The organism is Erwinia tracheiphila (assembly GCF_021365465.1).
Taxonomy (GTDB): Bacteria; Pseudomonadota; Gammaproteobacteria; order Enterobacterales; family Enterobacteriaceae; genus Erwinia; species Erwinia tracheiphila.
Map to the genome: position 1 here is coordinate 4,879,782 of NZ_CP089932.1, position 24,004 is coordinate 4,903,785.

The window sequence follows — 24,004 nt, forward strand, 5'->3', positions numbered from 1 at the left end:
CAATATCAGTATAAGAATATGATTTTTATGGATAATATTATATCTTCAAAGAATCGCGGTCTTTTATCCGTTGTCTTTTATTCATGTTTTTTATTTACGCATTTTGCTTGCAATGAAGCTGCAGCTGCCTCCATGGAGATCGGGCCATCGCCAGATAACACAGCAAACAGTGTGGTTACTCCCCGCTTTACGGCGGCGTTTAAAAATACCGATATTCGTGAATTCATCAATATTGTCAGTAAAAACCTGCATAAAACCATTATCATTGATTCGCATGTGCAAGGTGAAGTCTCGGTGCACAGCTACGAGCAGCTCACGGCCGATCAGTACTATCAGTTTTTCCTCAACGTGCTGGAGGTGTACGGCTATACAGTAATTACCAACAGCGATAACATTCTGAAAGTGGTACCTTCTGAAAAAGGCGAGCGCGCGGCTCTGACCGCGCAGAAAAAAAAACTCAATGGCGCAGAAATCGTGGTCCGCATCGTGCCGATGCAAAACCTCTCAGGCGATTCGCTTGCGCCGATCCTCGACAAGTTCAACAACAACATGGGTGTGGGCAGCGTCCGCTACTATAAGCCAGGCAACTCGCTGCTGATAACCGGCCGTGCCGATGAAGTACGGACCCTTGAGGCCATCGTGTTGGATCTGGATAAAAACAGCAGCAACCGCACCTCGGTCGACATTATTCCGGTTCGCAATACCAAACCTTCCGTCATTAAAAAAGCGGTCACCGATATCTACAGCAGCAGCGACGACAGCAGCGCCGACAGTGAATTCTCGCGTCCGAAATTGGTGGCGGAGGATCAGGCAAAAGTGCTGCTGGTCAATGGCACCGATAAGGCACGCCAGACGGTGCGCAGCATTATTGCCCGGCTGGATAAGGTCGCCAATGCGAAAGACAATTCCAAGGTTATCTTCCTGAAATACACCGATGCGGTAGACATGGCAAAACTCCTCTCTTCCTACGGAGGAACAAACAACGACAGCGATCACAATGTACAAAACGCAGGTGATGTAGGCACTGGCACTGGCAGTAGCGATGGTGAGCATGCTCAGAACGATAGCAGCAGCAACTTCGGCGAGCAGAACCAGTTCCTGTCCAATAACAGCACCCAGTTCAGCAGCGACTACGGCTCTTCGCTCAACAGTGGTAGCCCGATATTTGAAGGAGCCAGTGTGCACGCGGACAAAGCCAATAACGCGCTGGTGGTTCATGCCCCCGAAGAGGAGATGCGTGAGATCGAGTCCATCATAAACAAGCTGGACATCCGCCGCAATCAGGTGCTGGTGGAAGCAATCATTGTTGAAATACAGGATGCCGATGGCCTGAATCTAGGTGTTTCGTGGGCCAACGCCCTGGGCGGCGGCTTCGGCTATAACAGCGACGGCGACTCCAACCGTGTAACCAGGGCGGCTAATGGCTTTGGCGAAAACCAACCGATTGCCTCGGCGCTGAAGGAGTCCGGCGGGCTGGTGGCAGGTTTCTATCACGGCAACTGGGGTTTTCTGTTCAGCGCACTGGAAAGCAACAAGCACAACAACATTCTGGCTACACCGAGCATCGTAACCCTCGACAACCGCCAGGCAGAGTTCAACGTCGGCCAAGATATTCCGATCCTCACTGGCTCTCAAACCACCAACAGCGATAACATCTTCAACACCGTTGAGCGCCGCACGGTGGGGTTCAAGTTTAAAATTCGCTCAATGATTGACCAGGGTAATACAGTACAGCTGTACATCAGCCAGGAGATCTCCAGCCTGACCGATGCCAACACCGCCAACATCGACAGCAAGCTGGGCGCGGTCTTTAATATCCGCACCGTCAACAACGTGGTGCAGGTTGAAAACGGCGAAACTGTGGTGATCGGTGGCCTGCTGGACAAAGAGCAGAACAACCGAGTCAGCAAAGTGCCGCTGCTGGGGGACATTCCGTGGATCGGTGGACTGTTCCGTTATACCTCCCACAATGATACCAAACGCAACCTGATGCTGTTCATTCGCCCACACATTATTCGTGTTCAGGATCGCTATAACGATTTCACCGCCAGTCAGTATGCCAGCTTTAAGGAAGATCAGCAGAAAGACAACCCCGAGCTGGTGAAATCGTTGGAACCTCACCTCTCCGGCAGGAGCGCAAGTAGCCGTGAGTCTATCGCTCATATCCAGAGCAATATTGCCGAATTTGCCCGGGAAGTAGCGGAATAATGAAGGGGAAACTGCTCAGTCTCGAGTGGTCGCAGCAGCATGGAATATTGCTGGGCGAGCAGGATGGCACCCCGGCGCTGTTCTACCGCTCCGGTGTTGCCCCTCTGGCGCTGATGAGCGCGATGCGCAGCATCGGGAGCGAAACGCCACTGCTGCATCTGGACGATGAGAGTTTCTCCAGCCGACTAATTAGCCGCTTTCAGCATAGCAGCTCTGGTGCCAGCGAAGTGATGGCCGAGCTGGGCAGCGAGCTGGATATGTATCAGCTGGCAGATGCCCTGCCGAACCACGAAGAGCTGATGAACGAAGACAGCGATGCGCCCATCGTCCGGCTGATTAACGCCATTCTCAGCCAGGCGATCAAAGAACGCGCGTCGGACGTGCATATTGAGCCATTCGGGCTGCTCATCGCGGTGCGTTTTCGCATCGACGGCGTGCTGCACAAAATGCTGGAGCCCGAGCGGCGGCTGGCTTCTATGCTGGTTTCACGTATTAAGGTGATGTCCAAGCTGGACATCGCAGAAAAACGTATGCCGCAGGACGGGCGTATCAGCCTGCGCCTCGGCCATCAGGCTATCGATGTACGCGTCTCGGTGATCCCCTGTAGCCATGGTGAGCGGGTGGTCATGCGCCTGCTGGATAAAAATGTGGTGCCGCTATCACTTTCCCACCTGGGAATGTCAGAGGCGCTGTGCAAGCGGGTAATGATGCTTGCAAACCGTCCTAACGGCATCTTTCTGGTCACTGGCCCCACTGGATCCGGGAAAAGCACCACGCTGTACGCGGTCATCTCGGCGCTCAACCGCGCCGAGCGCAATATCATGACCATCGAAGATCCAGTGGAGTACGACATCGCCGGCATATCCCAGACCCAGGTAAACCCGAAAGTTGAGATGACTTTTGCACACGGGCTGCGGGCCATCCTGCGCCAGGACCCTGACGTGATTCTGATTGGCGAAATTCGCGATCACGAAACGGCACAAATTGCGGTGCAGGCTTCCCTGACCGGCCACATGGTGCTTGCGACCCTGCACACTAACACCTCCGTGGGGGCAATCACCCGCCTGCAGGACATGGGGGTAGAGCCTTTTTTGCTATCCGGCTCGTTGAGCGGCGTGCTGGCTCAACGGCTGGTGAGGCGGTTGTGCAAGCACTGCCGCCGTCCGGTGACCCTGATCAAAGAAGAGTGCCAGTCGCTGGGTGTCCCTTGGCGCGACGGCCTCGCGGCGTGGGTGCCCGGCGGCTGTGAACACTGCCACCACTCGGGCTACCGGGGGCGCACCTCGCTGCATGAAATTCTGGTGCTCAATGGCACCATGCGCAGCAGGATCCATCAGAATGTCAACGAGGCGGAGCTGGTGGCCCTGAGCGACAATTTCATGTCGCTGCGCCTGGACGGCTTTGCCAAGATCCTGGTTGGCGTTACCAGCGTTGAAGAGGTGCTGCGCGCCACCGGCGAGGTTGAAGGCAATGAGATATAGCTTTCTGGCCTCCGACTCGCAGGGGCAGGAGATCCGCGGCACCCTTGAGGCGAATTCAGAATCACACCTGCGCGACCTGCTGCGCGAGAAAAAAATGACCCTGCTTGCTGCCCGGCAGCGGGAAAACGCCACAGGCCTGCGCCGCCGCCAGCAGCGCATAAGCGATGCCGATCTGTCGCTTATGACCCGCCAGCTAGCGACCATGGTCGCCTCGTCGATGCCGCTGGACGAAGCGCTTCACGCAGTGGCCCATCAGTCGGAAAAGCCCGCCGTGGCCCGCGTGGTCCAGCAGTTACGGGAAATGGTCGTATCCGGCCTGAGCTTCGAGCAGGCGCTTCTCAGCTTTCCCCACACCTTCGAGCGATTTTACTGCGCAATGGTAGCAGCCGGAGAAGCCAGCGGCTATCTCAACGTGGTTCTGCTGCGTCTTGCCCAGTACATCGAAAAGCGCCAGATCATGAAGAATAAACTGGTGCAGGTGCTTCTCTACCCTGCGTTGCTGACGCTGGTGACTATCGGCGTCGTGACCATTCTGCTCACCTCGGTGGTGCCGCAGGTAATGAGCCAGTTTATCCAGATGAAAGTTGAGCTGCCGTGGACTACCCGCCTGCTGCTGACCCTCAGCGACTCAATTCGCGACTTCGGTGTGCCGGTGGTGGCGGTTCTGATGGGCGGTCTGATGGCCTGGCGCTGGTCGCTGCGCAAGCCGGAAAATATGCTGTGCTTTCACCGGCGGATGCTCAGGATTCCCATCGCTGGTCGGCTGGCGCGGGAGATTAATGCTGCGCGCTACGCCAAAACGCTCTGCATTCTTACCGCCAGCGCCGTGCCGCTGCTGGAGTCGATGCGCATCGCCGCCCGAGTGCTGGCCAACAGCTATGCCCGCCAGCAGTTGACCGACGCCTGTGAGCAGGTATACGAAGGCAAAAGCCTGCACCAAGCGCTGTCCGCCACTCGTCTGTTTTCACCGATGATGAACCACATGATCGCCGCCGGCGAGCGCAGCGGCGAGCTGAACCAGATGCTGGAGCACGCCGCCGATCTGCAGGACGAGATCCTCAACCACAGGCTGACGTTGTCGCTGGGCATTTTTGAACAGGCGCTGATCATCGTGATGGCCTCGGCAGTGCTGTTCATCATCATGTCGATTCTGCAACCGATTCTTAAACTCAATACTATGGTAGGATAACAACCTAACAGGAGTACTCTGTATGGCACATTCGCGCTATCTGCGTCGTGGACAAAAAGGTTTCACACTGCTCGAAGTGATGGTAGTCATTGTGATTATAGGGCTGATGGCAATGCTGGTTATTCCCAACATTATGGGCAGCAAGGCCAAAGCCGACCAGCAGAAGGCGAAAGCCGATATCAGTATGCTCGAGAGTTCGCTGGAGATGTACCATCTCGATAACAATCGCTACCCCACCACCGAGCAGGGGCTGCAGGCGCTGGTGAAAAAGCCGGTAGACGATCCACTCCCGGCCCATTATGACGACGGTGGCTATATCAAGCACCTGCCCAAAGATCCGTGGGGCCACGATTACCAGTTGCTGAACCCGGGCAAGCACGGCAGCATCGACGTTTACTCCATTGGGTCGGACGGTAAAGAAGATACCGAAGATGATATCGGCAACTGGGCCGCGGAGTCACCCTAGGGTGACGGAATGTTCAGCCACGACAGCGACGCTGGCCTCCGGTCAGCGCGGCATTGTGCTGCTTGAGATTCTGGTGGCGCTGGTGATCCTCGCGGTCACCGGCAGTGAGGTGATTTTCTTTGCTGCCCAGCAACTTACCCTTATAAGCCAGCTTAAAGCGACATTGTACGCGGGCTGGGTGGCGGATAACCAGCTGGTGCAGCTGCATCTCTCCCCCGGCCCTCGGACCCGCGAGTGGGTTCAGGGCGAAAACCTGATGGGCGGCCGCAGCTGGCGCTGGCGCTACCGCTACGCCGACAGCTCCGTGCGCGGCGTGGACACGCTGGAAATTGAGGTTTTTCGCCCCGGTGATCGCAGTTCGCTGGTCTCTGTCAACACGCTGGTAGTGGCACAATGAACCGCCAGCGCGGCTTTACCCTGCTGGAGATGCTCCTCGGCATGACACTTATCGCCATTGTCTCCCTCAGCGCCTGGTATTTGTTGGCCGGCATGAGCCGCAGCCAGCAGATGATGCTATCGAAGGGGGGAAAGCTCAAGGCCATTAACCGAGTGTTCAACATCCTGTCGGACGACTTCTCCCACGCGGTGATGCGCACCAGGGCAAAAGCAGGCGCGACGGATCTTCAGCTGCAAACCGGCGATGTTTCACTGGTTCGCCTGCTGCGCAAAGAGCCGCGCAGCGCAGGAGTACAGCTGGAGCAGGTGGAGTGGTATCTTCAAAACAACACCCTCTATCGCCGGAGCTGGCTGCTGGCACCAGGCGTGCAGGTCATTAACCAGCGCCAGCTCGCCGGCGTCAGCGTATTTCACCTGCGCTTTTACCAACAGGGGCTGTGGCAACCTCAGCTGTTAAGTGGCGATACGCTACCGCAGGCGGTTGAAATCACCCTGGCGGTGAACGGGCTGGGCGAAGTACAGCGGCTGACGCTGATGGGAGAACAGTAGTGCGCCCGTCCGCCCCTGCTGGCGAGCGCGGCATGATTTTGCTGATGGTCCTGCTGGTCATCAGCCTGATCATGGTGATGATCGCCAGCCTTTCCCGCACAGGACAAACCACGCGCCAGAGCGTGAGCAGCGCACAGCAACGGCTGCAGGCCAAATGGCAGCTGCTGGGGGCGGAAGCGGCGGTGGCCGCCGAGCTCCAGCTCCAGCTGGACGGCAACGGCGGTATTCTGCCCGACGCCGCCAGCTGGCTGCGGTCGCGCTCGGTGCGGGTAAGCGGCGGCGATGTGCGCTACGTCCTGCGCGATCTCGGCGCATGCTTCAATCTCAACTGGCTGCTGGCAAGCGTAAAAAAAGGACAGGAAGGCAACCAAGATATACTGATGCCAGACGCCTGGTTTCAGCAGTTGCTCGTGCGCATCGGCGCTGGCCAAAGCCTCAGCGTTCAGAGGCTGCGGGACATGTTGCAGGGATATTTGTTTCGCGATGATAGCCAGCTGCTGGCAGTTGCCGTGATCCCCCCGGCCCCCTGGCAGCGTCTGTTGGGGCAGATTTGTGTCGTCAGCGGGCTCGCCGAGAACCCGAAGCTGAACGTCAACGGCCTGACATCCGATCAGTTGCCGCTGCTGCAGGCGGCGCTTAAAAAGCCGGTAGACGATGGGCGACTGCGACAGCTGCTGGCCAGCCGTCCCGATAAGGGCTGGAAAGATCAGAAAGAGATCCCGGTGGCCCTGCTTGATGGTCTGCCGATCACGGCGCTGTTTCGCTACAGCAGCAATGATTACCAGCTTTCGCTGGAGAGCGCAGCGCCGGGCGGCAACTGGATTTTGCGCACGTACCTTCATTATGAGAAACAAAAAATGCACGTAGTTTATCGTCAGTTTGATGACAACACAGAATGAAGATGCGCTTTCTGCTAGCTCGTCCGCCGGGCAGACGCCTCTTTTTACGCCTGCCGCTGACGGACGACGGCCCGATGGCGTGGTGGTGTGGTGATCCTCAGACGCCGCACGAGGCGCAGTCCGGCGAACTGTCCAGTGCCGCTGCGCTGAATGAACTGCCGGATAGCATGCGTTCGCTTCCTGCCGTGCTGTGGCTGCCTGCCGAACAGTGCGTACTGGAGCCGGTAACCTTCAGCGGTAAATCGCGGCTGCGCCCGGCGCAGCTGGCACAGCTGCTGGGTGAAAGCCTCGGCGAAGATTTGGATGGCTGGCTATGGTGGCGCCTACCGACAAAAGCATCCCGGCTGCTGCTGCTGGGGTGTCCTGCTGCGTGGCTGAACGAGGTGCTGAACGCGATAAACGCCTGCGGCCTGCACATCGTGCAGCTGCTGCCGGAGCTGGCTGCCCTGCCTGACGACGACGCGGTGATAACCTTCGCCGGCGGCCGCTGGTTGTACCGTGAGCGCGACGGGCTGGGAGCTTGGCTGCATCCGAGCTGGGTGGCCAACATCTTGCCTCAGTGGCGCGATCCTGCCCAGCTGACGCTGTACGGCCCGGCACCGATAGCTGGTGTCAGCTGGGCGGCTCAACATGACGACTGCGGGGAGGCGTTGCTCGCACGCCGCAGCGCAGACTGCGCCATAAACCTGCTTTCGCAGCTGCCTACATCGCTGCAGCCCCGCAGCCGCACGCGCTACTGGCCTTGGACCGTTGGGCTGGCCGCAGCAGCAATGGTGCTGGCCTTGGGCGCAACGCTTACGTCTGCCCTGCACCTGCACCTGCAGGCTAGCCAGGACAAGCAGAAGATAAGCGCGCTATATAAGCACTGGTTACCACAGGACAAGCGCGAAGACACAGACGAAGTGGATCGCCTCCGGCGCTATCGGCGCAGCTTTATACAGCAGTTCGGTAGCATCAATTTCTTCAACGCCTTCTGCCAGTACGTCCAGTTTCAGAGACAGTGGCAAGCTCCCAAAGTGCAGAAGCTGGCATTTGACGATAAGCGCGCACTGGTCGTGGAAGTGAACCTGAGCGAAGCCGACGCGAAGCGCGCCGCAGAGCAGGCGAAGCAGGCGAACATTGCTGTAAAATTCGGAGCGGCGGCGCAGGGAAGAATTACCGTCACTTTTACGCTGCGGGGGCCAAATGATAATTGATCTACACCGCTGGCGCACGCCGCTTATCGTCCTCTGCGTCTTTATCGTGCTGCAGGGCGCGGCCTTCTGGCTACTCGCCACCGTCAGCGGCGATGCACAGATCGCCCGCTGCCAGCTGGCGTGGATGCAAAAGCAGCAGGATGTTGTGAACTGGATAAACCACAAGCCCGACAGCGTCGCTTTTAGCATGCCGCTGGTCGAGGCGGTCACGGAGAGCGCCAGTTCGGCAGGGATTGCGCTGCCGTCGCCGGTTAGCGGCGGCGAGACGGTGCAAATTACCCTCACCAGTGTCGAGTTTAACCGGCTGATTTTGTGGTTGCAGCAGCTGCAGCAGACCTATGGCACGAAGGTGCTGGAGCTGGAGTTGACCTCGGCCGCCGTTGGCGAAGTCAACGTGCCCCGGCTGGTTCTGGGGCGTCCGCCCCGGGTGCAGTAGATGCCTGTGCCTACAATGAGCTGGTTTATCCTGTCGCTGCTGATCGGCCTGTGCCTCGGCAGCATCATGAACATGGTGGTCTACCGACTACCCGCCATGCTGCACGCAGCACCGGCGCTTAATTTATTCTGGCCGCCTTCTCACTGTCCGCGCTGCGACCACAGGATTCGCTGGTATGACAATATTCCGATGTTTAGCTGGCTGGCGTTACGCGGACGCTGCCGCAGCTGCCGTGCGCCCATCGGCCGACGCTACCTCTTGCTGGAGTTGAGCCTGGGGGGGTGGGGAGTGCTCTGCGCGTGGTGGCTGCCGCCGGGTCTCAGCTGGGCGGCTTTTATGATGTACGGCGCGTTGCTGATGGCGATGGCGTGGATTGATTATCTGCATCGGCTGCTGCCCGATCTGCTGACTCAGTCGCTGCTGTGGATGGGGCTGCTGTGGCACCTGGTTGACGATCGGGTACTGCTGGAGGATGCTGTGGTGGGCGCGATTGCTGGCTACCTGACCCTGGCTCTGATCTACTGGCTGGGCCGCTGGCGCTATGGTTTTGAGGTCATGGGCCAGGGCGACATGAAGTGTCTGGCCGCGCTTGGTGCCTGGCTCGGCTGGCAGGCGCTGCCCTCGGTGCTCCTGCTAGCTTCTCTGTTTACGCTGGCTCTGGCGTTGTGGCACATTGTCCGCAAGCGCGCACACAGGGGCAGTGAGTTTCCGTTCGGTCCCGGCCTGGCACTTGCGGGGCTGGTGTTTCTCTATTATCCCGTCCAGCTGTAATGGTCCGGGACTCACAGTTCATAAGATGAGAGTGTGGCACGACCTATGTATTGGAAAATAGTTACCGCAATTGGCCTCTCCGCCGCGCTGCTGGGATGCGGCAGCCACCAGTCACCCAAAGCCAGCATGCGCAAGGTGCCACTGCCCTCCGAGCAGCTGGAGCAGCTGGCGTCGACCATTTCCGGCGCAACCTACCTGAAAAACTACTGCAACCGCAGCGATCTGGGGGAGAACAAAGATATCTTTAACGCCGTGGTCAGCCTTGCCCAGCGCAAGGGATGGGACGTGGCGCACCTCAATCAGTCGCAACTGACCGAACGCAGCGAGTCTTTTTATGGAAATCTGGTCAGCAATCGCGACATAACGGAAAACTGTACTCAGCTTAATCGCGCACTGGCCGGCATTTTGCACAGTGCCTACCCCCGCTAGCCGCTGCTGAACCCGCAGCACCACAGGTCGGACGCCCATGGGTTGAGCATCGTAAGATCATCAATGGCATGTTCTGGGTGCTGTGATCCGGGGCTCCATGGCGCGATTTGTCTGAGAGATACGTGCCGTGGAAGACCGTTTACAAGCGCTTTAATCGGTGGTTTAAAACAGGTGTCATTAACATTATTTTCAACAGGTTACTCTCATCACTTGATGCGCATGGCTGGTTGGCTGGTCTGTCACAGTACTGGATGGTAGTAATAGGGGTCAGTTTGGATATAGAGAATTATTGTCCGGTAAGCCTGTTTTTTGAATAGGCTTACCTATAGCAATGGGGTACACCTTGACGCCATAACCAAAACGTGACGGCACACGATGAATGACATTAACTTATATGCGATAGGATAAATGCAAGAACCTAAATGCGATAACATGGTGAAAAAATGTTCATCAGGGCTTGTTTAAGGGCATCGATGGAAGATCAGTTCGCTGATCGGGCAAAAGAGATGCTGGAGCAGTTCGTTCAGGAGCGGGGGGCATAAAATCGCCAGTTACTACCGGGAGAATACCAGTGGTACAAAACTTGACCGCCCGGAACTGGGCCGCTTAGTGATGGACAGTCACCGCAATGATATTTTACTGGTCGAGCAGATAGACCGCCTGGATGTTCCCACCTCATGGCAGGCGCTGTCAGATAAAGACCCTTCGCAGGCCGACCCGATTACCCGCGCAGTGATAACTGCCATTAATAACATGCTTATCGATCTGATGGCCGCGATGTTGCATAAGGACTGGCTGAACCGCCGCCAGCGCCAGAAGCAGGGAATTGAACGGGTTCATACGCTGGGCAAATACCGGGGGAAACAGGCCGATCTGGAACGGCACCAGAAAGTCCTGTATTACTGCCAGGTTAAACTTGGGTATATAAAATCTCATTTTAGTGATAATTCATTTTTTATAATTTAAAAGAGTAAAAAGAATGAATTATCGTACAAAAACCTATATTGCAGGGGGAGGGTGATAAGGACGCCATTCAGAAACTACATGACTGGAATGATAGTAAACATTTGAGCTTATCATTTACAGATGCACACGATCTTACCCAGGCACGAGATGGTAGCTTAAATTGCAGTATTAAATCATCATTAAATACAAGGTCTAACGTATCAAAGACATTTGTCCTAATAGTTTGCTCCAACACAAAAACGGCGCGGAGTGGTCGTTGTCAATATTGTGCAAGAGGACACAGTATAGATAATAAAATCTACATTGAATATGAATGCAATAGAGCGGTAGTGGATAAGTTAAAAATAGTTGTCCTATATAACGCTGTATCGGTTGATAAGTCAAAATGCTCTGATGTAATAAAAAATTCGGTCGTGACGCAGACTTGCTGATAACGTATGCTTTGCGCTTTGGATGTAACATATGGCTAAAGTTGATGTCGTCTGCCCTCAGTGCAATGAAACTCATGCTGTACGATGTAACGGACATTCAGCATCCGGTGCCCAACGTTACATCTGCAAGCATTGTTCATGGTTAGGAAACTGAATCATCGTTTTAAAAATTTCCTGACCATGAGCAGCAGTGTCTGTAATGCAGTAATGATGTGCCATCGGGAACGTTATGGTCATAAAATGGCATTTGCGGCGCGTTTTTAACCTGAAAGCTGTTTTTCAGACGCACTTATCCCGCAGTCTGTGCCAGAAGCCATCGTTTCCGGTCGATGTTATGCAGTCTTTCTGCCACCAACTCCGACGCGTGCCTCCCGGCCTGCGCACTGCTGAAGCGCAGTCGGTTGCCGCACAGAATGCATTTGTACGGATCCGTGCGCAGAAATTCTTTCATCAGCGCGGCGAAGCCGGGCTTCTCCGGTTTTTTCCGCGCTTCCATCTCCAGGGCTTCATACACCTTCGGCAGCAGGCTACCCCGTTTACGGTTTGATAAAAAACCGTAATAACGCACCATCTTAAAATGCTTCGCCGGGATATGGCTGATATAACGTCCGATCATATCTTCCTGCGTCAGCGTCTGCTGCCGGTACTGCTGCGTACGGTGGTCGTAATAGTGGTGCACCACCGCGCCGCCGCTGTAGTGCCTCAGCTTCGCCGCCGACACGGGGGGCCGTTTCAGGTACCGGCCCAGATATTTGACGCTCCGCCAGGCCCCCCGGGTCTTCTTCGCGAAGTGGACCTTCCAGCGGCGCCCGTACTGCGCCTGCAGATAGCGCAGCCACTGTTTTTTGTCGTGGATATGCCCCAGCCCCGGCAGCCTGCCGGGGTTAATCAGGTCATAGCTGTGGCGCAGCAGCCGGATGACGGCTCCGCGCCAGATTTCCTCCACGGCATGCTTTTTAAAGAAGAGGTCGCGCCATACGCCGTGTTTAATATCAAGCCCGCCGCGGGTGACGGAGAGATGAATGTGGGGATGCTGGTTGAGCTGGCGACCGTAGGTGTGCAGGGCGCAGAAGATACCGACTTCCACACCCTGTTTTCTGGCCCAGCGGAGCATGGCGCGGGTGGCTGCGCGGAACAGGGCATTGAGCAGAGGCCAGTTATTGTTGAAAAAGGGCCACAGCAGATGGGGCATGGTGAAGGTGATATGCTGCCAGTCGCAGTCGGGCAGAATTTGCTGTTGCTCTGTAATCCACTGCTCCGTGGCCTTATGTCCGCAGGAGCTGCAGCCTTTTGATTTACAGGTCTGGCAGAAGAAGCGGGTGTGGGTGCAGTCCGGGGAGGCGCAGCAGTATCGCTTCACCCCCATGGCAGCAGTGCCGCAGGCGAGCATGCGCTCGACGCAGAGTACGGTCCAGGGGCTGAGGGTGTCCCCGTGTTTATCCATATACCGGTTCCAGGCGTCATCAGTGGTGAACAGCAGTTTTGCCGGGCGCGGGATATACATGCGGCGGATTATCGCTCTGCAGTGGCACCGGTATTATAGTGCCAGTCGTCACAGTCATCGGCCCAGTTGTCGGTGTGTTTATCCCAGGGAGCGAAGGTCACCGGCAGCATGCCGGATTCTGTGGCGATAATAAACACATCGGCTGGCATGGACTCAAGGACGACATCGCCGTCGGGTGAGTCAGGCGGCTCAAAGCCGCGGATGATGCAGACGAGAGGCGGGTCGAAGTGTGTATCGAGGAAAAACTGTGGCCCCAGGTGGACACAGTGACGAATGGCATCCTGCGGAGTGTCGTAAAAAACTCGTCGGGGTCGTCATAATCGCTCCGGGGCGGAATGGACACCAGAAAACGCTTAGGATATCCGGGTATAGCGCGTCGGGACGAGGGCGTGGGTTTACGCTTTCTGGGGGCTTTGCTACGGGCCATGTGAATGATTTCCTGAGAAATTAACATACCGCCGAGTATAAAGCTGTGAGCCGGTCATGAACACCCTCGGAACGGCAGAGCCGTGACGCTCGCCCTGTAAGGGCGCTATGTTCAGGTCAAATTTCTACCTGAGTTCCCAGTTCTATTACCCGGTTGGGCGGGATTTCAAACTGGTCGGGGGCGCGCAGGGCATTTTTCTGCAACATCAGGAACAGCTTGCCGCGCAGTCGCAAATACCAGGGCCGCTTGCCGATAATCAGCGACTCATGCGACATAAAGAACGAGGTTTCCATCATCCGGCAGCTCAACCCTTCCAGCCCGCAACGATGAAATATCTCTTCCATGTTGGGCGTTTCACGCCAGCCGTAGTTCGCCACTACCCGCCAGAAAGTGGGTGAAAGCTGCTCAATGGTGACGCGACGAACGTTGTGAACATAAGGCGCGTCTTCCGTGCGCAGGGTCAGCAACACCACGCGCTCATGCAGCACTTTGTTGTGCTTCAGGTTATGCAGCATGGCGAAGGGAATCACATTTAGCGCGCGAGACATATACACCGCCGTACCCGGTACGCGCACTGGCGGCGATTTTTCCAGCGAGGCTATCATCGCCTCAAGGGAGTTGCCGTGTTCGTGCATGCGACGCAGCAGGCGGAAGCGTTCGCTTTTCCAGGTGGTCATGACGATAAACATCATCAGCGCCAGCGTCAGCGGCAACCAGCCGCCCGAAAACACTTTCACCAGGTTTGCTGAGAACAGAGAAACGTCGATGCACAGCATCACCACCAGAATCAACAACACCAGATAGCGGTTCCAGTGCCAGTTTTTAATCGCCACCGTCGTACAAAGAATAGAGGTCAGCACCATGGTGCCGGTCACCGCAATACCGTAGGCGGCGGCCAGATTACTGGAGTGCCTGAAACCGACAATGACGATCACCACCGAGAAAAACAGCAGCCAGTTAATTACCGGAATGTAGATTTGACCTGATTCTTCTTCAGAGGTATGCACAATGCGCATGGGCGGCAGATAGCCGAGGCGAACCGCCTGACGCGTCAGGGAGAAGACGCCGGAAATGACCGCCTGCGAGGCGATGACCGTTGCCAGCGTAGCAAGGATCAACAGCGGAATTAACGCCCAGTCGGGAGCCAGCAGGAAAAACGGGTTTTTGATAGCCTCGGGGTTCTTCAGCAACAGCGCACCCTGGCCAAAATAGTTCAGCACCAGCGACGGCACCACCACGGAAAACCACGCCAGGCGAATGGGCAACTTACCAAAATGGCCCATATCCGCATACAATGCTTCCACCCCGGTGATCGCCAGCACCACAGCGCCGAGAGCAAAAAAGGACACTTCTTTGTATTCAAAAAAGAAATTCATCGCCCAGTAAGGATTGAGCGCCTGAAGGACCTGAGGATTATCCATAATGCCCCGGGCACCCAGCAACGCCAGCACCAGAAACCACAGCAGCATTACTGGCGCAAACAGCTTACCGACAATACCCGTTCCATGTTTCTGAATGATAAACAGCAGAGTCAGCACCGCTATCGCCATCGGGACGATATAGGCATCCAGATTAGGCGCTGCGATCTCCAGCCCTTCAATAGCAGAAAGTACCGATACGGCGGGGGTAATCACCACTTCACCATAAAAAAAACTGCCGCCTACCAGCCCCATAATCACCAGCACCGCCGTCGCCGTGGCGTCGGTATTACGTCCCGCCAGAGACATCAGCGTCAGAATCCCGCCTTCACCGGCATTATCAGCGCGCATCACATAACTGATATATTTCAGCGAAACCACCACCACCAGCAGCCAGAAGATCAGTGAAAGAAAGCCAAATACCGCGTCGTGCTCAACACCGAAACCAAACTGCCCGGAAAGGCATTCACGCAGGGTATACAACGGGCTGGTGCCTATATCGCCATACACCACACCGATAGCGGCTAAGGTGACGGTACCAAGAGATTGCTTTTTTTCAGAACTCATAGACTAGTCTTTTGTTGGAACTGGATATTGCCGGATTATTTACCGCCGGACTGCACATCAAAACCGCACAGTATGCACGATTCATGACGAATACCTATCTTTAATTACGCTGACAAATCAAACTTCAATAGCCTGCGTCACCCTTTGTAAAGAAAAAAGCTGACGCCGATCAGCACTTTCAAGCATCATAAACGGCGGTGTTGGCACTTGCCTGTTAATTCACGGTCAGACTGTTGCTGTCAAAAGGATAAATGATTAACCATGTCTCAGTCCCACTTACTTGCGGAAAGAATCGCTCGCCTCAGCAATGCGTTAGAAAAGGGACTTTACGAAAGGCATCACGCCATTCGTCTCTGCCTGCTGGCAGCGCTCAGTGGTGAAAGCGTTTTCCTTCTTGGCCCTCCCGGCATTGCCAAAAGCCTTATTGCCCGGCGACTGAAGTTTGCTTTCCGGCACGCGCGCGCGTTTGAGTATCTGATGACCCGTTTCTCCACGCCTGAAGAGGTGTTTGGCCCACTTTCCATTCAGGCGCTGAAAGATGAGGGGCGCTATCAGCGCCTGACCAGGGGCTATCTGCCGGACGCGGAAATCGTGTTTCTCGATGAGATATGGAAAGCCGGCCCCGCTATTCTTAACACGCTGCTGACGGCTATTAATGAACGACGTTTCCGCAACGGTGATGTTGAAGAAAAAATCCCCATGCGGCTGCTGGTTACCGCGTCCAACGAGCTACCCGAAGCGGAAAGTGGCCTTGAGGCGCTGTATGACCGCATGCTGATCCGCCTGTGGCTGGATAACATCCACGAAAAACAAAACTTTAAAAGCATGCTGACCCACCAGCAGGACGACAGTAATCCGGTTACGGATTCGCTTTGTATTAGCGATGAAGAATATGAAGAATGGCAGAAGGGTATTGTGCAGGTTGCCCTGCCGGATGATGTTTTTGAACTGATTTTCCATCTGCGCCAGCAGCTCGAAGACAAACCCGGTGCGCCTTATATTTCTGATCGCCGTTGGAAAAAAGCTATCCATCTGTTGCAGGCCTGTGCATTTTACAGCGGTCGCCAGGCCATCGCGCCTATCGATGTGATTCTGCTGAAAGACTGCCTGTGGCACGATGTAGCATCCATGCAGCTTCTTGATACTGAAATTGATAATTTGATCACCCAGCAAGCCTGGCAACAGCAACCCATGCTTATCGCCCTGCAACAGATTGGTTCACGCCGTATCGCACTTCAGCAGGAAAAAAGCATGGCGCAGGCCATACGACTGAAAAAACATGGTGGCATGTTCAGCCGCAAACCGCATTACGAATTGCCCGCGACCCTTTCAGGCGAAACCTTGACGCTCATGCTACAAAAAAATCTGCTGCTGCATGATATGCAGGTGACCCATGTGGTTATCGCCAAAGAACCGCTACAGCACTGGTTACAGAAAGGTGGTGAGATACGCGGCAAACTGAACAGCATTGGGTTTGCCCAGCCGCTCGATCTGCATATTGATAGCAACGACTGCCTGACAGTGCGGGATGTCAGCCTGCAGGCTTCACGGTTGGCGCTGCCCGGCAACCAGCAGGTGAACGAGCTGCCCGGCGAGATCGTGCAGGCGCTGGATGAGGTGGAAAGTCAGCTGCATCATCAACGCACGCTGTTCAGTCAGTATCAGCGCTGCCTGTTTATCAGTGATGAGTGGCTGGCAAAAACTGAAGAAAGCCTGCAACAGGTTGCGGAACAGCTGAAGCAGGCTCGTAAGTGATCTCACTGGATACGTTAAGTGCTTTTCTGGCGGTCAGCGAGAACGATCTGATTGAGGAGCTGATGCTGGCGCTGCTGGCCAGTCCACAGCTGGCGATCTTCTTTGAAAAATTCCCCAGCCTGAAAAAAGCGCTAATGCAGGATCTGCCGAACTGGAAAGCCAGAATTCAGCAACAGTTTAAAACCACCCCGGTGCCGGACAATATGGCCGGGGAATTTTCCCTGTTTCAGCAGTGCCAGAAACTGGATCTGAACGCATTCTGCATAAAGCTACCCGAGGTGATGGACTACCTGGATCATCACGCTTCTCCGTTTGCCGAAAAAGCCCGCGATCTGCTGGCAGATAGCGCTCCCGCTTATTCGCTCAGTGCACCGCAGCATATCCTGTTTTTACAACGCTGGCGGCTGAGTCTGACGCTGCAAACCTTGTCGCTGAATCAGCAACTGCTGGACGACGAACGGGAAGCGCTGCTGGCGGAATTACAGCAGCGTCTGGCAATGAGCGGGCAGCTTGTCCCCGTGCTATCAGAGGATAATGACACTGCAGTCGGTCGACTGTGGGATTTAACCCGCAGTCCACTACAACGCAGCGACTATCAGCTGATGGTGGAGTACGGTGATTTTCTGGTGCAACAGCCCATGTTGCAGAAACTGGCCGAACAGCTTGGACACAGCAGGGAAGCAAAAGCGGTACGGGCAAAAGAGGCACCGCTGGAAGCGTTCCACCAGCTGGTGCGCGAGCCTTCCAACGTACCCGAGCAGGTGGACGGGCTGCATCAGAGTGATGACATTCTGCGCCTGCTGCCGTCTGAGCTGGCAACCCTGGGAATGAGCGAGCTGGAGATGGAGTTTTACCGCAGACTGGTGGAAAAACGGCTGGTCACTTACCGCCTGCAAGGGGAAGGCTGGCACGAGAAAATCACCCAGCGTCCGGTCAGTCACCAACAGCATGATGAGCAGCCGCGCGGACCCTTTATTGTTTGCGTCGACACCTCCGGTTCAATGGGCGGATTTAACGAACGCTGCGCCAAAGCATTTTGTCTGGCCCTGCTGAAAGTGGCGCTGGCGGATAATCGCCGCTGTTACACCATGCTGTTTGCCCATGACGTGGTGGGCTATGAGCTGACCGCGGCTGACGGTATCGCTCAGGCCATTCGCTTTCTCAGCCAGCGTTTTCGCGGCGGAACCGATCTGGCAGCCTGTGTGGACGTGGTACTGAAAAAACTGGCCACCCCGCTGTGGTTTGATGCCGATGCGGTAATTATCTCTGATTTTATTGCCCAGCGCCTGCCCGATGAAGTGGTGAACAATATTAAACAACACCAGTCACTACAGCAGCAGCGCTTTCATGCCGTTGCGCTGTCCGATCATGGAAAACCCGCCATTATGCGTATCTTCGACCATATCTGGCGCTTTGATACTGGCCTAAAAAACCGCCTGCTCCGCCGCTGGCAGCGATAGTTTTCTACAGCAATAATGTGGCAATGTTTATTTGCTATAGTCATATCTACGTTTCAGCCAACTGGCACACTAGGAGTATCACGTGGCAATACCATCACACACTTCAGTTTCAGAACATAGCGCCCTTACAGGGCGAGCGTCACGGCTCTGCCGTTCCGAGGGTGTTCATGACCGGCTCACAGCTTTATACTCTGCGGTATGTTAATTTCTCAGGAAATCATTCACATGGCCCGTAGCAAAGCCCCCAGAAAGCGTAAACCCACGCCCTCGTCCCGACGCGCTATACCCGGATATCCTAAGCGTTTTCTGGTGTCCATTCCGCCCCGGAGCGATTATGACGACCCCGACGAGTTTTTTACGACACTCCGCAGGATGCCATTCGTCACTGTGTCCACCTGGGGCCACAGTTTTTCCTCGATACACACTTCGACCCGCCTCTCGTCTGCATCATCCGCGGCTTTGAGCCGCCTGACTCACCCGACGGCGATGTCGTCCTTGAGTCCATGCCAGCCGATGTGTTTATTATCGCCACAGAATCCGGCATGCTGCCGGTGACCTTCGCTCCCTGGGATAAACACACCGACAACTGGGCCGATGACTGTGACGACTGGCACTATAATACCGGTGCCACTGCAGAGCGATAATCCGCCGCATGTATATCCCGCGCCCGGCAAAACTGCTGTTCACCACTGATGACGCCTGGAACCGGTATATGGATAAACACGGGGACACCCTCAGCCCCTGGACCGTACTCTGCGTCGAGCGCATGCTCGCCTGCGGCACTGCTGCCATGGGGGTGAAGCGATACTGCTGCGCCTCCCCGGACTGCACCCACACCCGCTTCTTCTGCCAGACCTGTAAATCAAAAGGCTGCAGCTCCTGCGGACATAAGGCCACGGAGCAGTGGATTACAGAACAACAGCAAATTCTGCCCGACTGCGACTGGCAGCATATCACCTTCACCATGCCCCATCTGCTGTGGCCCTTTTTCAACAATAACTGGCCTCTGCTCAATGCCCTGTTCCGCGCAGCCACCCGCGCCATGCTCCGCTGGGCCAGAAAACAGGGTGTGGAAGTCGGTATCTTCTGCGCCCTGCACACCTACGGTCGCCAGCTCAACCAGCATCCCCACATTCATCTCTCCGTCACCCGCGGCGGGCTTGATATTAAACACGGCGTATGGCGCGACCTCTTCTTTAAAAAGCATGCCGTGGAGGAAATCTGGCGCGGAGCCGTCATCCGGCTGCTGCGCCACAGCTATGACCTGATTAACCCCGGCAGGCTGCCGGGGCTGGGGCATATCCACGACAAAAAACAGTGGCTGCGCTATCTGCAGGCGCAGTACGGGCGCCGCTGGAAGGTCCACTTCGCGAAGAAGACCCGGGGGGCCTGGCGGAGCGTCAAATATCTGGGCCGGTACCTGAAACGGCCCCCCGTGTCGGCGGCGAAGCTGAGGCACTACAGCGGCGGCGCGGTGGTGCACCACTATTACGACCACCGTACGCAGCAGTACCGGCAGCAGACGCTGACGCAGGAAGATATGATCGGACGTTATATCAGCCATATCCCGGCGAAGCATTTTAAGATGGTGCGTTATTACGGTTTTTTATCAAACCGTAAACGGGGTAGCCTGCTGCCGAAGGTGTATGAAGCCCTGGAGATGGAAGCGCGGAAAAAACCGGAGAAGCCCGGCTTCGCCGCGCTGATGAAAGAATTTCTGCGCACGGATCCGTACAAATGCATTCTGTGCGGCAACCGACTGCGCTTCAGCAGTGCGCAGGCCGGGAGGCACGCGTCGGAGTTGGTGGCAGAAAGACTGCATAACATCGACCGGAAACGATGGCTTCTGGCACAGACTGCGGGATAAGTGCGTCTGAAAAACAGCTTTCAGGTTAAAAACGCGCCGCAAATGCCATTTTATGACCATAACGTTCCCGATGGCACATCATTACTGCATTACAGACACTGCTGCTCATGGTCAGGAAATTTTTAAAACGATGATTCAGTTTCCTAACCATGAACGTAGCGCCCTTACAGGGCGAGCGTCACGGCTTCGCCGTTCCGATGCTTTGCATGGCCGGAGCACCGCTTTATACTCAGCATCATGTATATCCCGCGTCCCGCCAAACTCCTGTTCACCGTCTATGACGGCTGGAACTACTACCTCGGGAAGCACGGTGACAGCGTCAGCCAGTGGAACCGCCTCTGTGTTGAGCGCATGCTCGCCTGTGGAACCTGCGCAATGGGCGTTCGCCGCTACTGCTGTGCCTCGCCGGGCTGTACCCACTCCCGCTTCTTCTGCCAGAGCTGCAAGTCAAAGGCATGCAGCGCCTGCGGCATGAAGTCCACTGGGCAGTGGATTGCTGAGCAGCAGCACATTCTGCCCGACTGCGAATGGCAACACATCACTTTTACTATGCCACACCTGCTCTGGCCGTTCTTTAACTATAACTGGCCGCTGCTCAACGACCTGTTCCGCTGCGCCACCCGCGCCATGCTGAAGTGGGCACGTACACAGGGCATTGAGGTCGGCATATTCTGCGCCCTGCACTCCTATGGTCGCCAGCTCAATCAGCATCCGCATATCCACGTCTCCGTCACGCGGGGCGGTCTCGACGTTAAGCACCGCGTCTGGCGCAGCCTCTTTCTTTAAAAAGAAGGCCGTTGAGGAAATCTGGCGTGGTGCTGTTATCCGACTGCTGCGCGACAGCTACGCCCGGATCATGCCCGGCATGCTGCCGGGTCTGGGCCACATCCGCGATGAGCGCCAGTGGCGGCGTTACCTGAAGGCACAATATGGCCGACACTGGAAGGTACACTTCGCGAAGAAGACCCGGGGAGCCTGGCACAGCGTTAAATACCTCGGACGCTACCTGAAGCGCCCGCCGGTGTCGGCTTCCCGTCTGCGACACTACGGCGGAGGCGCGGTAGTCCACCACTACCTCGATCACCGCACGGGAAAACATAAACGCCAGACGCTGAGTCAGGAATAGATGATCGGGCGCTATATCAGCCACATTCCGGCGCGGCATTTTAAGATGGTGCGCTACTCCGGCTTTCTGGCCAACCGAAAGCGGGGCACGCTGCTGCCAAAGGTTTACGAAGCGCTTGAGATGACGGTACGGGAAAAACCTAAACGCCCCGGGTTCGCGGTACTGATGAAAGGCTTCCTGGGCACAGATCCGTATCAGTGCATCCTCTGTAAAGGCCGGTTGCATTTTTCCGGAGCCGTGGCGGGTGAACACGCCACAAAAATGCTCTCTGACAGGCTGCATCAGATGGCGAAAAAACGATGGCTGCGGATGCCGGAACTGGATCGGTGCGCCTGAAAAATGGGTTTCAGGTTGAAAATACAGCGAAGATGGCATTTTTATATCAAGACCCACACAGATCAGCAGCAGCAATGGAGTAGACAGTGTCATTTTTCATGGTCAGGCGATATCAAAAGAAGCGATTCAATCTTTTAACCATCAAGGCAAAGGGCGATAAAAGAGTAAAAAAAAGCCGATCCGCGTTCTGATCGGCTTTTCTAACTAAAACCTGAATTACATCGCTTTTCTGGTCAACTCAATCACGCGCAATTTAGCGATTGCTTTGGCCAGTTCGGCCGACGCATTAGCAAAATCCACATCGCCATGATAACTGTTCATGTGCTCCTCGGCTCTGCGTTTTGCTTCCAGTGCGCGGGCTTCATCAAGATCAGTGCCGCGGATCGCCGTGTCAGCCAGCACAGTGACTGCGCCCGGCTGCACTTCCAGCACGCCGCCGGATATATAAATATACTCTTCCTCGCCCTGCTCTTTGACGATACGAACCATACCAGGCTTAATGGCAGTCAGCAACGGTGCGTGGCCTGGAAAAATACCCAGCTCACCTTCACTGCCTGACACCTGAATTTTCTGTACCAGACCTGAGAACATCTGCTGTTCTGCGCTGACAACATCCAGGTGATAAGTCGTAGCCATGATTAACCTCCGGGGAAACCGTTATTACAGTTTCTTCGCTTTTTCCACGGCTTCTTCGATGGAACCCACCATGTAGAAAGCCTGCTCTGGCATATGGTCAAATTCACCATCCATGATGCCTTTAAAGCCACGGATAGTGTCTTTCAATGACACATATTTGCCTGGAGAACCAGTAAATACTTCTGCCACAAAGAACGGCTGGGACAGGAAGCGCTGCATCTTACGAGAACGTGCGACCACAAGCTTATCTTCTTCAGACAATTCGTCCATACCAAGGATAGCAATAATGTCTTTCAGTTCCTGATAACGCTGCAACAGTGACTGAACGCCACGGGCAACATCATAGTGCTCCTGACCCACAACCAGAGGATCAAGCTGACGGCTGGTGGAATCCAATGGGTCAACTGCCGGGTAGATACCCAGAGACGCAATCTGACGGCTCAGTACCACGGTTGCATCAAGGTGAGCAAAGGTGGTAGCGGGTGATGGGTCAGTCAGGTCATCCGCAGGGACGTAAACGGCCTGAACAGAGGTGATTGAACCGGTTTTGGTTGAGGTGATACGTTCCTGCAGAACGCCCATCTCTTCCGCCAGCGTTGGCTGATAACCTACCGCAGAAGGCATACGACCCAGCAGTGCCGAAACTTCCGTACCGGCCAGGGTGTAACGATAGATGTTATCGATGAACAGCAGAACATCACGGCCTTCGTCACGGAATTTCTCTGCCATGGTCAGACCGGTCAGCGCGACGCGCAGACGGTTTCCCGGTGGTTCGTTCATCTGACCATAAACCAGCGACACTTTGTCAATAACGTTGGAGTCGGTCATCTCATGATAGAAGTCGTTCCCTTCACGGGTACGCTCACCCACACCGGCAAACACGGAGAAACCTGAGTGCTCGGCCGCGATGTTACGGATAAGCTCCATCATGTTTACGGTTTTGCCCACACCTGCACCACCGAACAGACCGACTTTACCGCCTTTCGCAAAAGGACACATCAGGTCGATTACCTTGATGCCGGTTTCCAGCAGCTCTTGCGAGTTGGACTGATCTTCATATGAAGGGGCAGAACGGTGGATGGCCCAACGCTCTTCTTCACCGATATCGCCTTTCATATCGATTGGCTCACCCAGCACGTTCATGATACGGCCTAGTGTTGCCGTCCCTACCGGGACTTCAATGGGGTGCTCAAGATCGACAGTTTCCAGACCACGCTTAAGGCCGTCTGAGGAACCCATAGCGATGGTACGAACCACGCCGCCACCCAGCTGCTGCTGAACTTCCAGCACCAGGCGAGCATCACCATTTTTAACCTCAAGGGCGCTGTACACTTGTGGTACTGCGTCCTGAGGGAATTCGACGTCCACTACGGCGCCGATTACCTGGACAATCTTTCCAGTAGCCATCTTGAATCCTCTACCTAATTCGTTTACACCCTGCACACTTAAAGATTTAGCGGTGCTGACTGCCGTAATTTAGCCATCACAATA

General features: G+C 55.5%; 22 protein-coding genes and 4 pseudogenes. 21 read left to right on the plus strand and 5 right to left on the minus strand.

The genetic code is table 11. From position 1 onward, the window contains the following. Window positions 1-27: 27 nt before the first annotated feature. From gspD to LU633_RS25355, 15 genes and pseudogenes are all read left to right on the plus strand, one after another. Window positions 28-2,208, plus strand: a complete 2,181-nt coding sequence (gspD, locus tag LU633_RS25290; protein ID WP_233481967.1) for a type II secretion system secretin GspD — start codon at window positions 28-30, stop codon at window positions 2,206-2,208. Further along, window positions 2,208-3,689, plus strand: coding sequence for a type II secretion system ATPase GspE (gene gspE / locus LU633_RS25295; RefSeq protein ID WP_016192398.1), 1,482 nt, complete (start codon window positions 2,208-2,210; stop codon window positions 3,687-3,689). Before gspD ends, gspE begins: the two co-directional genes overlap by 1 nt. Next, window positions 3,679-4,878 carry a type II secretion system inner membrane protein GspF gene (gspF, locus tag LU633_RS25300; RefSeq protein ID WP_016192397.1) on the plus strand — a complete coding sequence of 400 codons (1,200 nt, stop codon included), beginning with the start codon at window positions 3,679-3,681 and terminating at the stop codon, window positions 4,876-4,878. Before gspE ends, gspF begins: the two co-directional genes overlap by 11 nt. A 22-nt stretch (window positions 4,879-4,900) precedes the next feature. Beyond that, window positions 4,901-5,344 (plus strand): type II secretion system major pseudopilin GspG, encoded by a 444-nt coding sequence (gene gspG, locus LU633_RS25305; protein WP_016192396.1) that lies wholly within the window; start codon window positions 4,901-4,903, stop codon window positions 5,342-5,344. 1 nt (window position 5,345) lies between these two features. Beyond that, window positions 5,346-5,741, plus strand: coding sequence for a type II secretion system minor pseudopilin GspI (gene gspI, locus LU633_RS25310; RefSeq protein WP_016192395.1), 396 nt, complete (start codon window positions 5,346-5,348; stop codon window positions 5,739-5,741). Next, window positions 5,738-6,289, plus strand: coding sequence for a type II secretion system minor pseudopilin GspJ (gspJ, locus tag LU633_RS25315; protein WP_016192394.1), 552 nt, complete (start codon window positions 5,738-5,740; stop codon window positions 6,287-6,289). Before gspI ends, gspJ begins: the two co-directional genes overlap by 4 nt. After that, window positions 6,289-7,188: a type II secretion system minor pseudopilin gene (locus LU633_RS25320; protein ID WP_016192393.1), complete on the plus strand. Its 900-nt coding sequence runs from the start codon at window positions 6,289-6,291 to the stop codon at window positions 7,186-7,188. Before gspJ ends, LU633_RS25320 begins: the two co-directional genes overlap by 1 nt. Before the next feature lie 74 nt (window positions 7,189-7,262). Then, complete coding sequence (gene gspL / locus LU633_RS25325) at window positions 7,263-8,384, plus strand: type II secretion system protein GspL (protein WP_233485077.1); 1,122 nt, start codon at window positions 7,263-7,265, stop codon at window positions 8,382-8,384. Continuing rightward, complete coding sequence (gspM, locus tag LU633_RS25330; protein ID WP_016192391.1) at window positions 8,374-8,820, plus strand: type II secretion system protein GspM; 447 nt, start codon at window positions 8,374-8,376, stop codon at window positions 8,818-8,820. Before gspL ends, gspM begins: the two co-directional genes overlap by 11 nt. Further along, window positions 8,821-9,591 carry a prepilin peptidase gene (locus LU633_RS25335; RefSeq protein ID WP_016192390.1) on the plus strand — a complete coding sequence of 257 codons (771 nt, stop codon included), beginning with the start codon at window positions 8,821-8,823 and terminating at the stop codon, window positions 9,589-9,591. It begins immediately after the preceding gene. A gap of 45 nt (window positions 9,592-9,636) precedes the next feature. Then, on the plus strand, window positions 9,637-10,020 hold the full coding sequence (gene gspS / locus LU633_RS25340; RefSeq protein ID WP_016192389.1) for a type II secretion system pilot lipoprotein GspS: 384 nt from the start codon (window positions 9,637-9,639) through the stop codon (window positions 10,018-10,020). Continuing rightward, window positions 10,014-10,282, plus strand: a pseudogene (locus LU633_RS25345) (transposase); the annotation flags it as partial. The gene gspS and the pseudogene LU633_RS25345, both read left to right, overlap by 7 nt. A gap of 181 nt (window positions 10,283-10,463) precedes the next feature. Further along, a pseudogene (locus tag LU633_RS25350) lies at window positions 10,464-10,986 on the plus strand (recombinase family protein). Window positions 10,987-11,087: 101 nt separating this feature from the next. Continuing rightward, complete coding sequence (locus tag LU633_RS26405) at window positions 11,088-11,417, plus strand: hypothetical protein (RefSeq protein WP_407646978.1); 330 nt, start codon at window positions 11,088-11,090, stop codon at window positions 11,415-11,417. A 31-nt stretch (window positions 11,418-11,448) separates the two neighbouring features. Further along, window positions 11,449-11,553, plus strand: a pseudogene (locus tag LU633_RS25355) (IS1 family transposase); the annotation flags it as partial. 153 nt (window positions 11,554-11,706) lie between these two features. Here LU633_RS25355 and LU633_RS25360 read toward each other — a convergent pair. From LU633_RS25360 to kup, 3 genes are all read right to left on the minus strand, one after another. Further along, window positions 11,707-12,921, minus strand: a complete 1,215-nt coding sequence (locus LU633_RS25360) for an IS91 family transposase (RefSeq protein WP_046371879.1) — start codon at window positions 12,919-12,921, stop codon at window positions 11,707-11,709. Window positions 12,922-12,929: 8 nt separating this feature from the next. Further along, window positions 12,930-13,070 carry a hypothetical protein gene (locus LU633_RS25365; RefSeq protein ID WP_161796965.1) on the minus strand — a complete coding sequence of 47 codons (141 nt, stop codon included), beginning with the start codon at window positions 13,068-13,070 and terminating at the stop codon, window positions 12,930-12,932. Window positions 13,071-13,464: 394 nt separating this feature from the next. Continuing rightward, window positions 13,465-15,333, minus strand: a complete 1,869-nt coding sequence (gene kup / locus LU633_RS25370; RefSeq protein WP_016192404.1) for a low affinity potassium transporter Kup — start codon at window positions 15,331-15,333, stop codon at window positions 13,465-13,467. Between the two features lie 261 nt (window positions 15,334-15,594). Here kup and ravA point away from each other — a divergent pair, with 261 nt between their 5' ends. The 6 genes and pseudogenes from ravA to LU633_RS25400 all read left to right on the plus strand — a co-directional run bounded on the left by ravA (window position 15,595) and on the right by LU633_RS25400 (window position 21,877). Then, entirely contained in the window at window positions 15,595-17,088 is a 1,494-nt protein-coding gene (gene ravA / locus LU633_RS25375) for an ATPase RavA (protein WP_016192405.1), read from the plus strand. Beyond that, window positions 17,085-18,548 (plus strand): ATPase RavA stimulator ViaA, encoded by a 1,464-nt coding sequence (viaA, locus tag LU633_RS25380; RefSeq protein ID WP_016192406.1) that lies wholly within the window; start codon window positions 17,085-17,087, stop codon window positions 18,546-18,548. The genes ravA and viaA overlap by 4 nt, the downstream gene beginning before the upstream one ends. A gap of 503 nt (window positions 18,549-19,051) precedes the next feature. Continuing rightward, window positions 19,052-19,192 (plus strand): hypothetical protein, encoded by a 141-nt coding sequence (locus LU633_RS25385; RefSeq protein ID WP_161796965.1) that lies wholly within the window; start codon window positions 19,052-19,054, stop codon window positions 19,190-19,192. A gap of 8 nt (window positions 19,193-19,200) precedes the next feature. Next, window positions 19,201-20,415 carry an IS91 family transposase gene (locus tag LU633_RS25390; protein WP_046371879.1) on the plus strand — a complete coding sequence of 405 codons (1,215 nt, stop codon included), beginning with the start codon at window positions 19,201-19,203 and terminating at the stop codon, window positions 20,413-20,415. 237 nt (window positions 20,416-20,652) lie between these two features. Continuing rightward, a pseudogene (locus LU633_RS25395) lies at window positions 20,653-21,541 on the plus strand (IS91 family transposase). Beyond that, on the plus strand, window positions 21,542-21,877 hold the full coding sequence (locus LU633_RS25400; protein WP_072052843.1) for a transposase: 336 nt from the start codon (window positions 21,542-21,544) through the stop codon (window positions 21,875-21,877). A gap of 216 nt (window positions 21,878-22,093) precedes the next feature. Here LU633_RS25400 and LU633_RS25405 read toward each other — a convergent pair whose 3' ends face one another. Both LU633_RS25405 and atpD read right to left on the minus strand, forming a co-directional pair. Further along, window positions 22,094-22,513, minus strand: coding sequence for a F0F1 ATP synthase subunit epsilon (locus tag LU633_RS25405; protein ID WP_016192407.1), 420 nt, complete (start codon window positions 22,511-22,513; stop codon window positions 22,094-22,096). Between the two features lie 24 nt (window positions 22,514-22,537). Continuing rightward, window positions 22,538-23,920, minus strand: a complete 1,383-nt coding sequence (atpD, locus tag LU633_RS25410) for a F0F1 ATP synthase subunit beta (protein WP_016192408.1) — start codon at window positions 23,918-23,920, stop codon at window positions 22,538-22,540. Window positions 23,921-24,004: the final 84 nt, after the last annotated feature.

Excerpts from the sequence above, each read along its gene's own strand:
- gspD (WP_233481967.1), top strand. The coding sequence starts at position 28 with ATGGATAATATTATATCTTCAAAGAATCGCGGTCTTTTATCCGTTGTC.
- gspE (WP_016192398.1), top strand. The coding sequence starts at position 2,208 with ATGAAGGGGAAACTGCTCAGTCTCGAGTGGTCGCAGCAGCATGGAATA.
- gspF (WP_016192397.1), top strand. The coding sequence starts at position 3,679 with ATGAGATATAGCTTTCTGGCCTCCGACTCGCAGGGGCAGGAGATCCGC.
- gspG (WP_016192396.1), top strand. The coding sequence starts at position 4,901 with ATGGCACATTCGCGCTATCTGCGTCGTGGACAAAAAGGTTTCACACTG.
- gspJ (WP_016192394.1), top strand. The coding sequence starts at position 5,738 with ATGAACCGCCAGCGCGGCTTTACCCTGCTGGAGATGCTCCTCGGCATG.
- gspL (WP_233485077.1), top strand. The coding sequence starts at position 7,263 with ATGGCGTGGTGGTGTGGTGATCCTCAGACGCCGCACGAGGCGCAGTCC.
- gspM (WP_016192391.1), top strand. The coding sequence starts at position 8,374 with ATGATAATTGATCTACACCGCTGGCGCACGCCGCTTATCGTCCTCTGC.
- LU633_RS25335 (WP_016192390.1), top strand. The coding sequence starts at position 8,821 with ATGCCTGTGCCTACAATGAGCTGGTTTATCCTGTCGCTGCTGATCGGC.
- gspS (WP_016192389.1), top strand. The coding sequence starts at position 9,637 with ATGTATTGGAAAATAGTTACCGCAATTGGCCTCTCCGCCGCGCTGCTG.
- LU633_RS25360 (WP_046371879.1), bottom strand. The coding sequence starts at position 12,921 with ATGTATATCCCGCGCCCGGCAAAACTGCTGTTCACCACTGATGACGCC.
- LU633_RS25365 (WP_161796965.1), bottom strand. The coding sequence starts at position 13,070 with ATGCCAGCCGATGTGTTTATTATCGCCACAGAATCCGGCATGCTGCCG.
- kup (WP_016192404.1), bottom strand. The coding sequence starts at position 15,333 with ATGAGTTCTGAAAAAAAGCAATCTCTTGGTACCGTCACCTTAGCCGCT.
- ravA (WP_016192405.1), top strand. The coding sequence starts at position 15,595 with ATGTCTCAGTCCCACTTACTTGCGGAAAGAATCGCTCGCCTCAGCAAT.
- LU633_RS25385 (WP_161796965.1), top strand. The coding sequence starts at position 19,052 with ATGCCAGCCGATGTGTTTATTATCGCCACAGAATCCGGCATGCTGCCG.
- LU633_RS25390 (WP_046371879.1), top strand. The coding sequence starts at position 19,201 with ATGTATATCCCGCGCCCGGCAAAACTGCTGTTCACCACTGATGACGCC.
- LU633_RS25400 (WP_072052843.1), top strand. The coding sequence starts at position 21,542 with ATGATCGGGCGCTATATCAGCCACATTCCGGCGCGGCATTTTAAGATG.
- LU633_RS25405 (WP_016192407.1), bottom strand. The coding sequence starts at position 22,513 with ATGGCTACGACTTATCACCTGGATGTTGTCAGCGCAGAACAGCAGATG.
- atpD (WP_016192408.1), bottom strand. The coding sequence starts at position 23,920 with ATGGCTACTGGAAAGATTGTCCAGGTAATCGGCGCCGTAGTGGACGTC.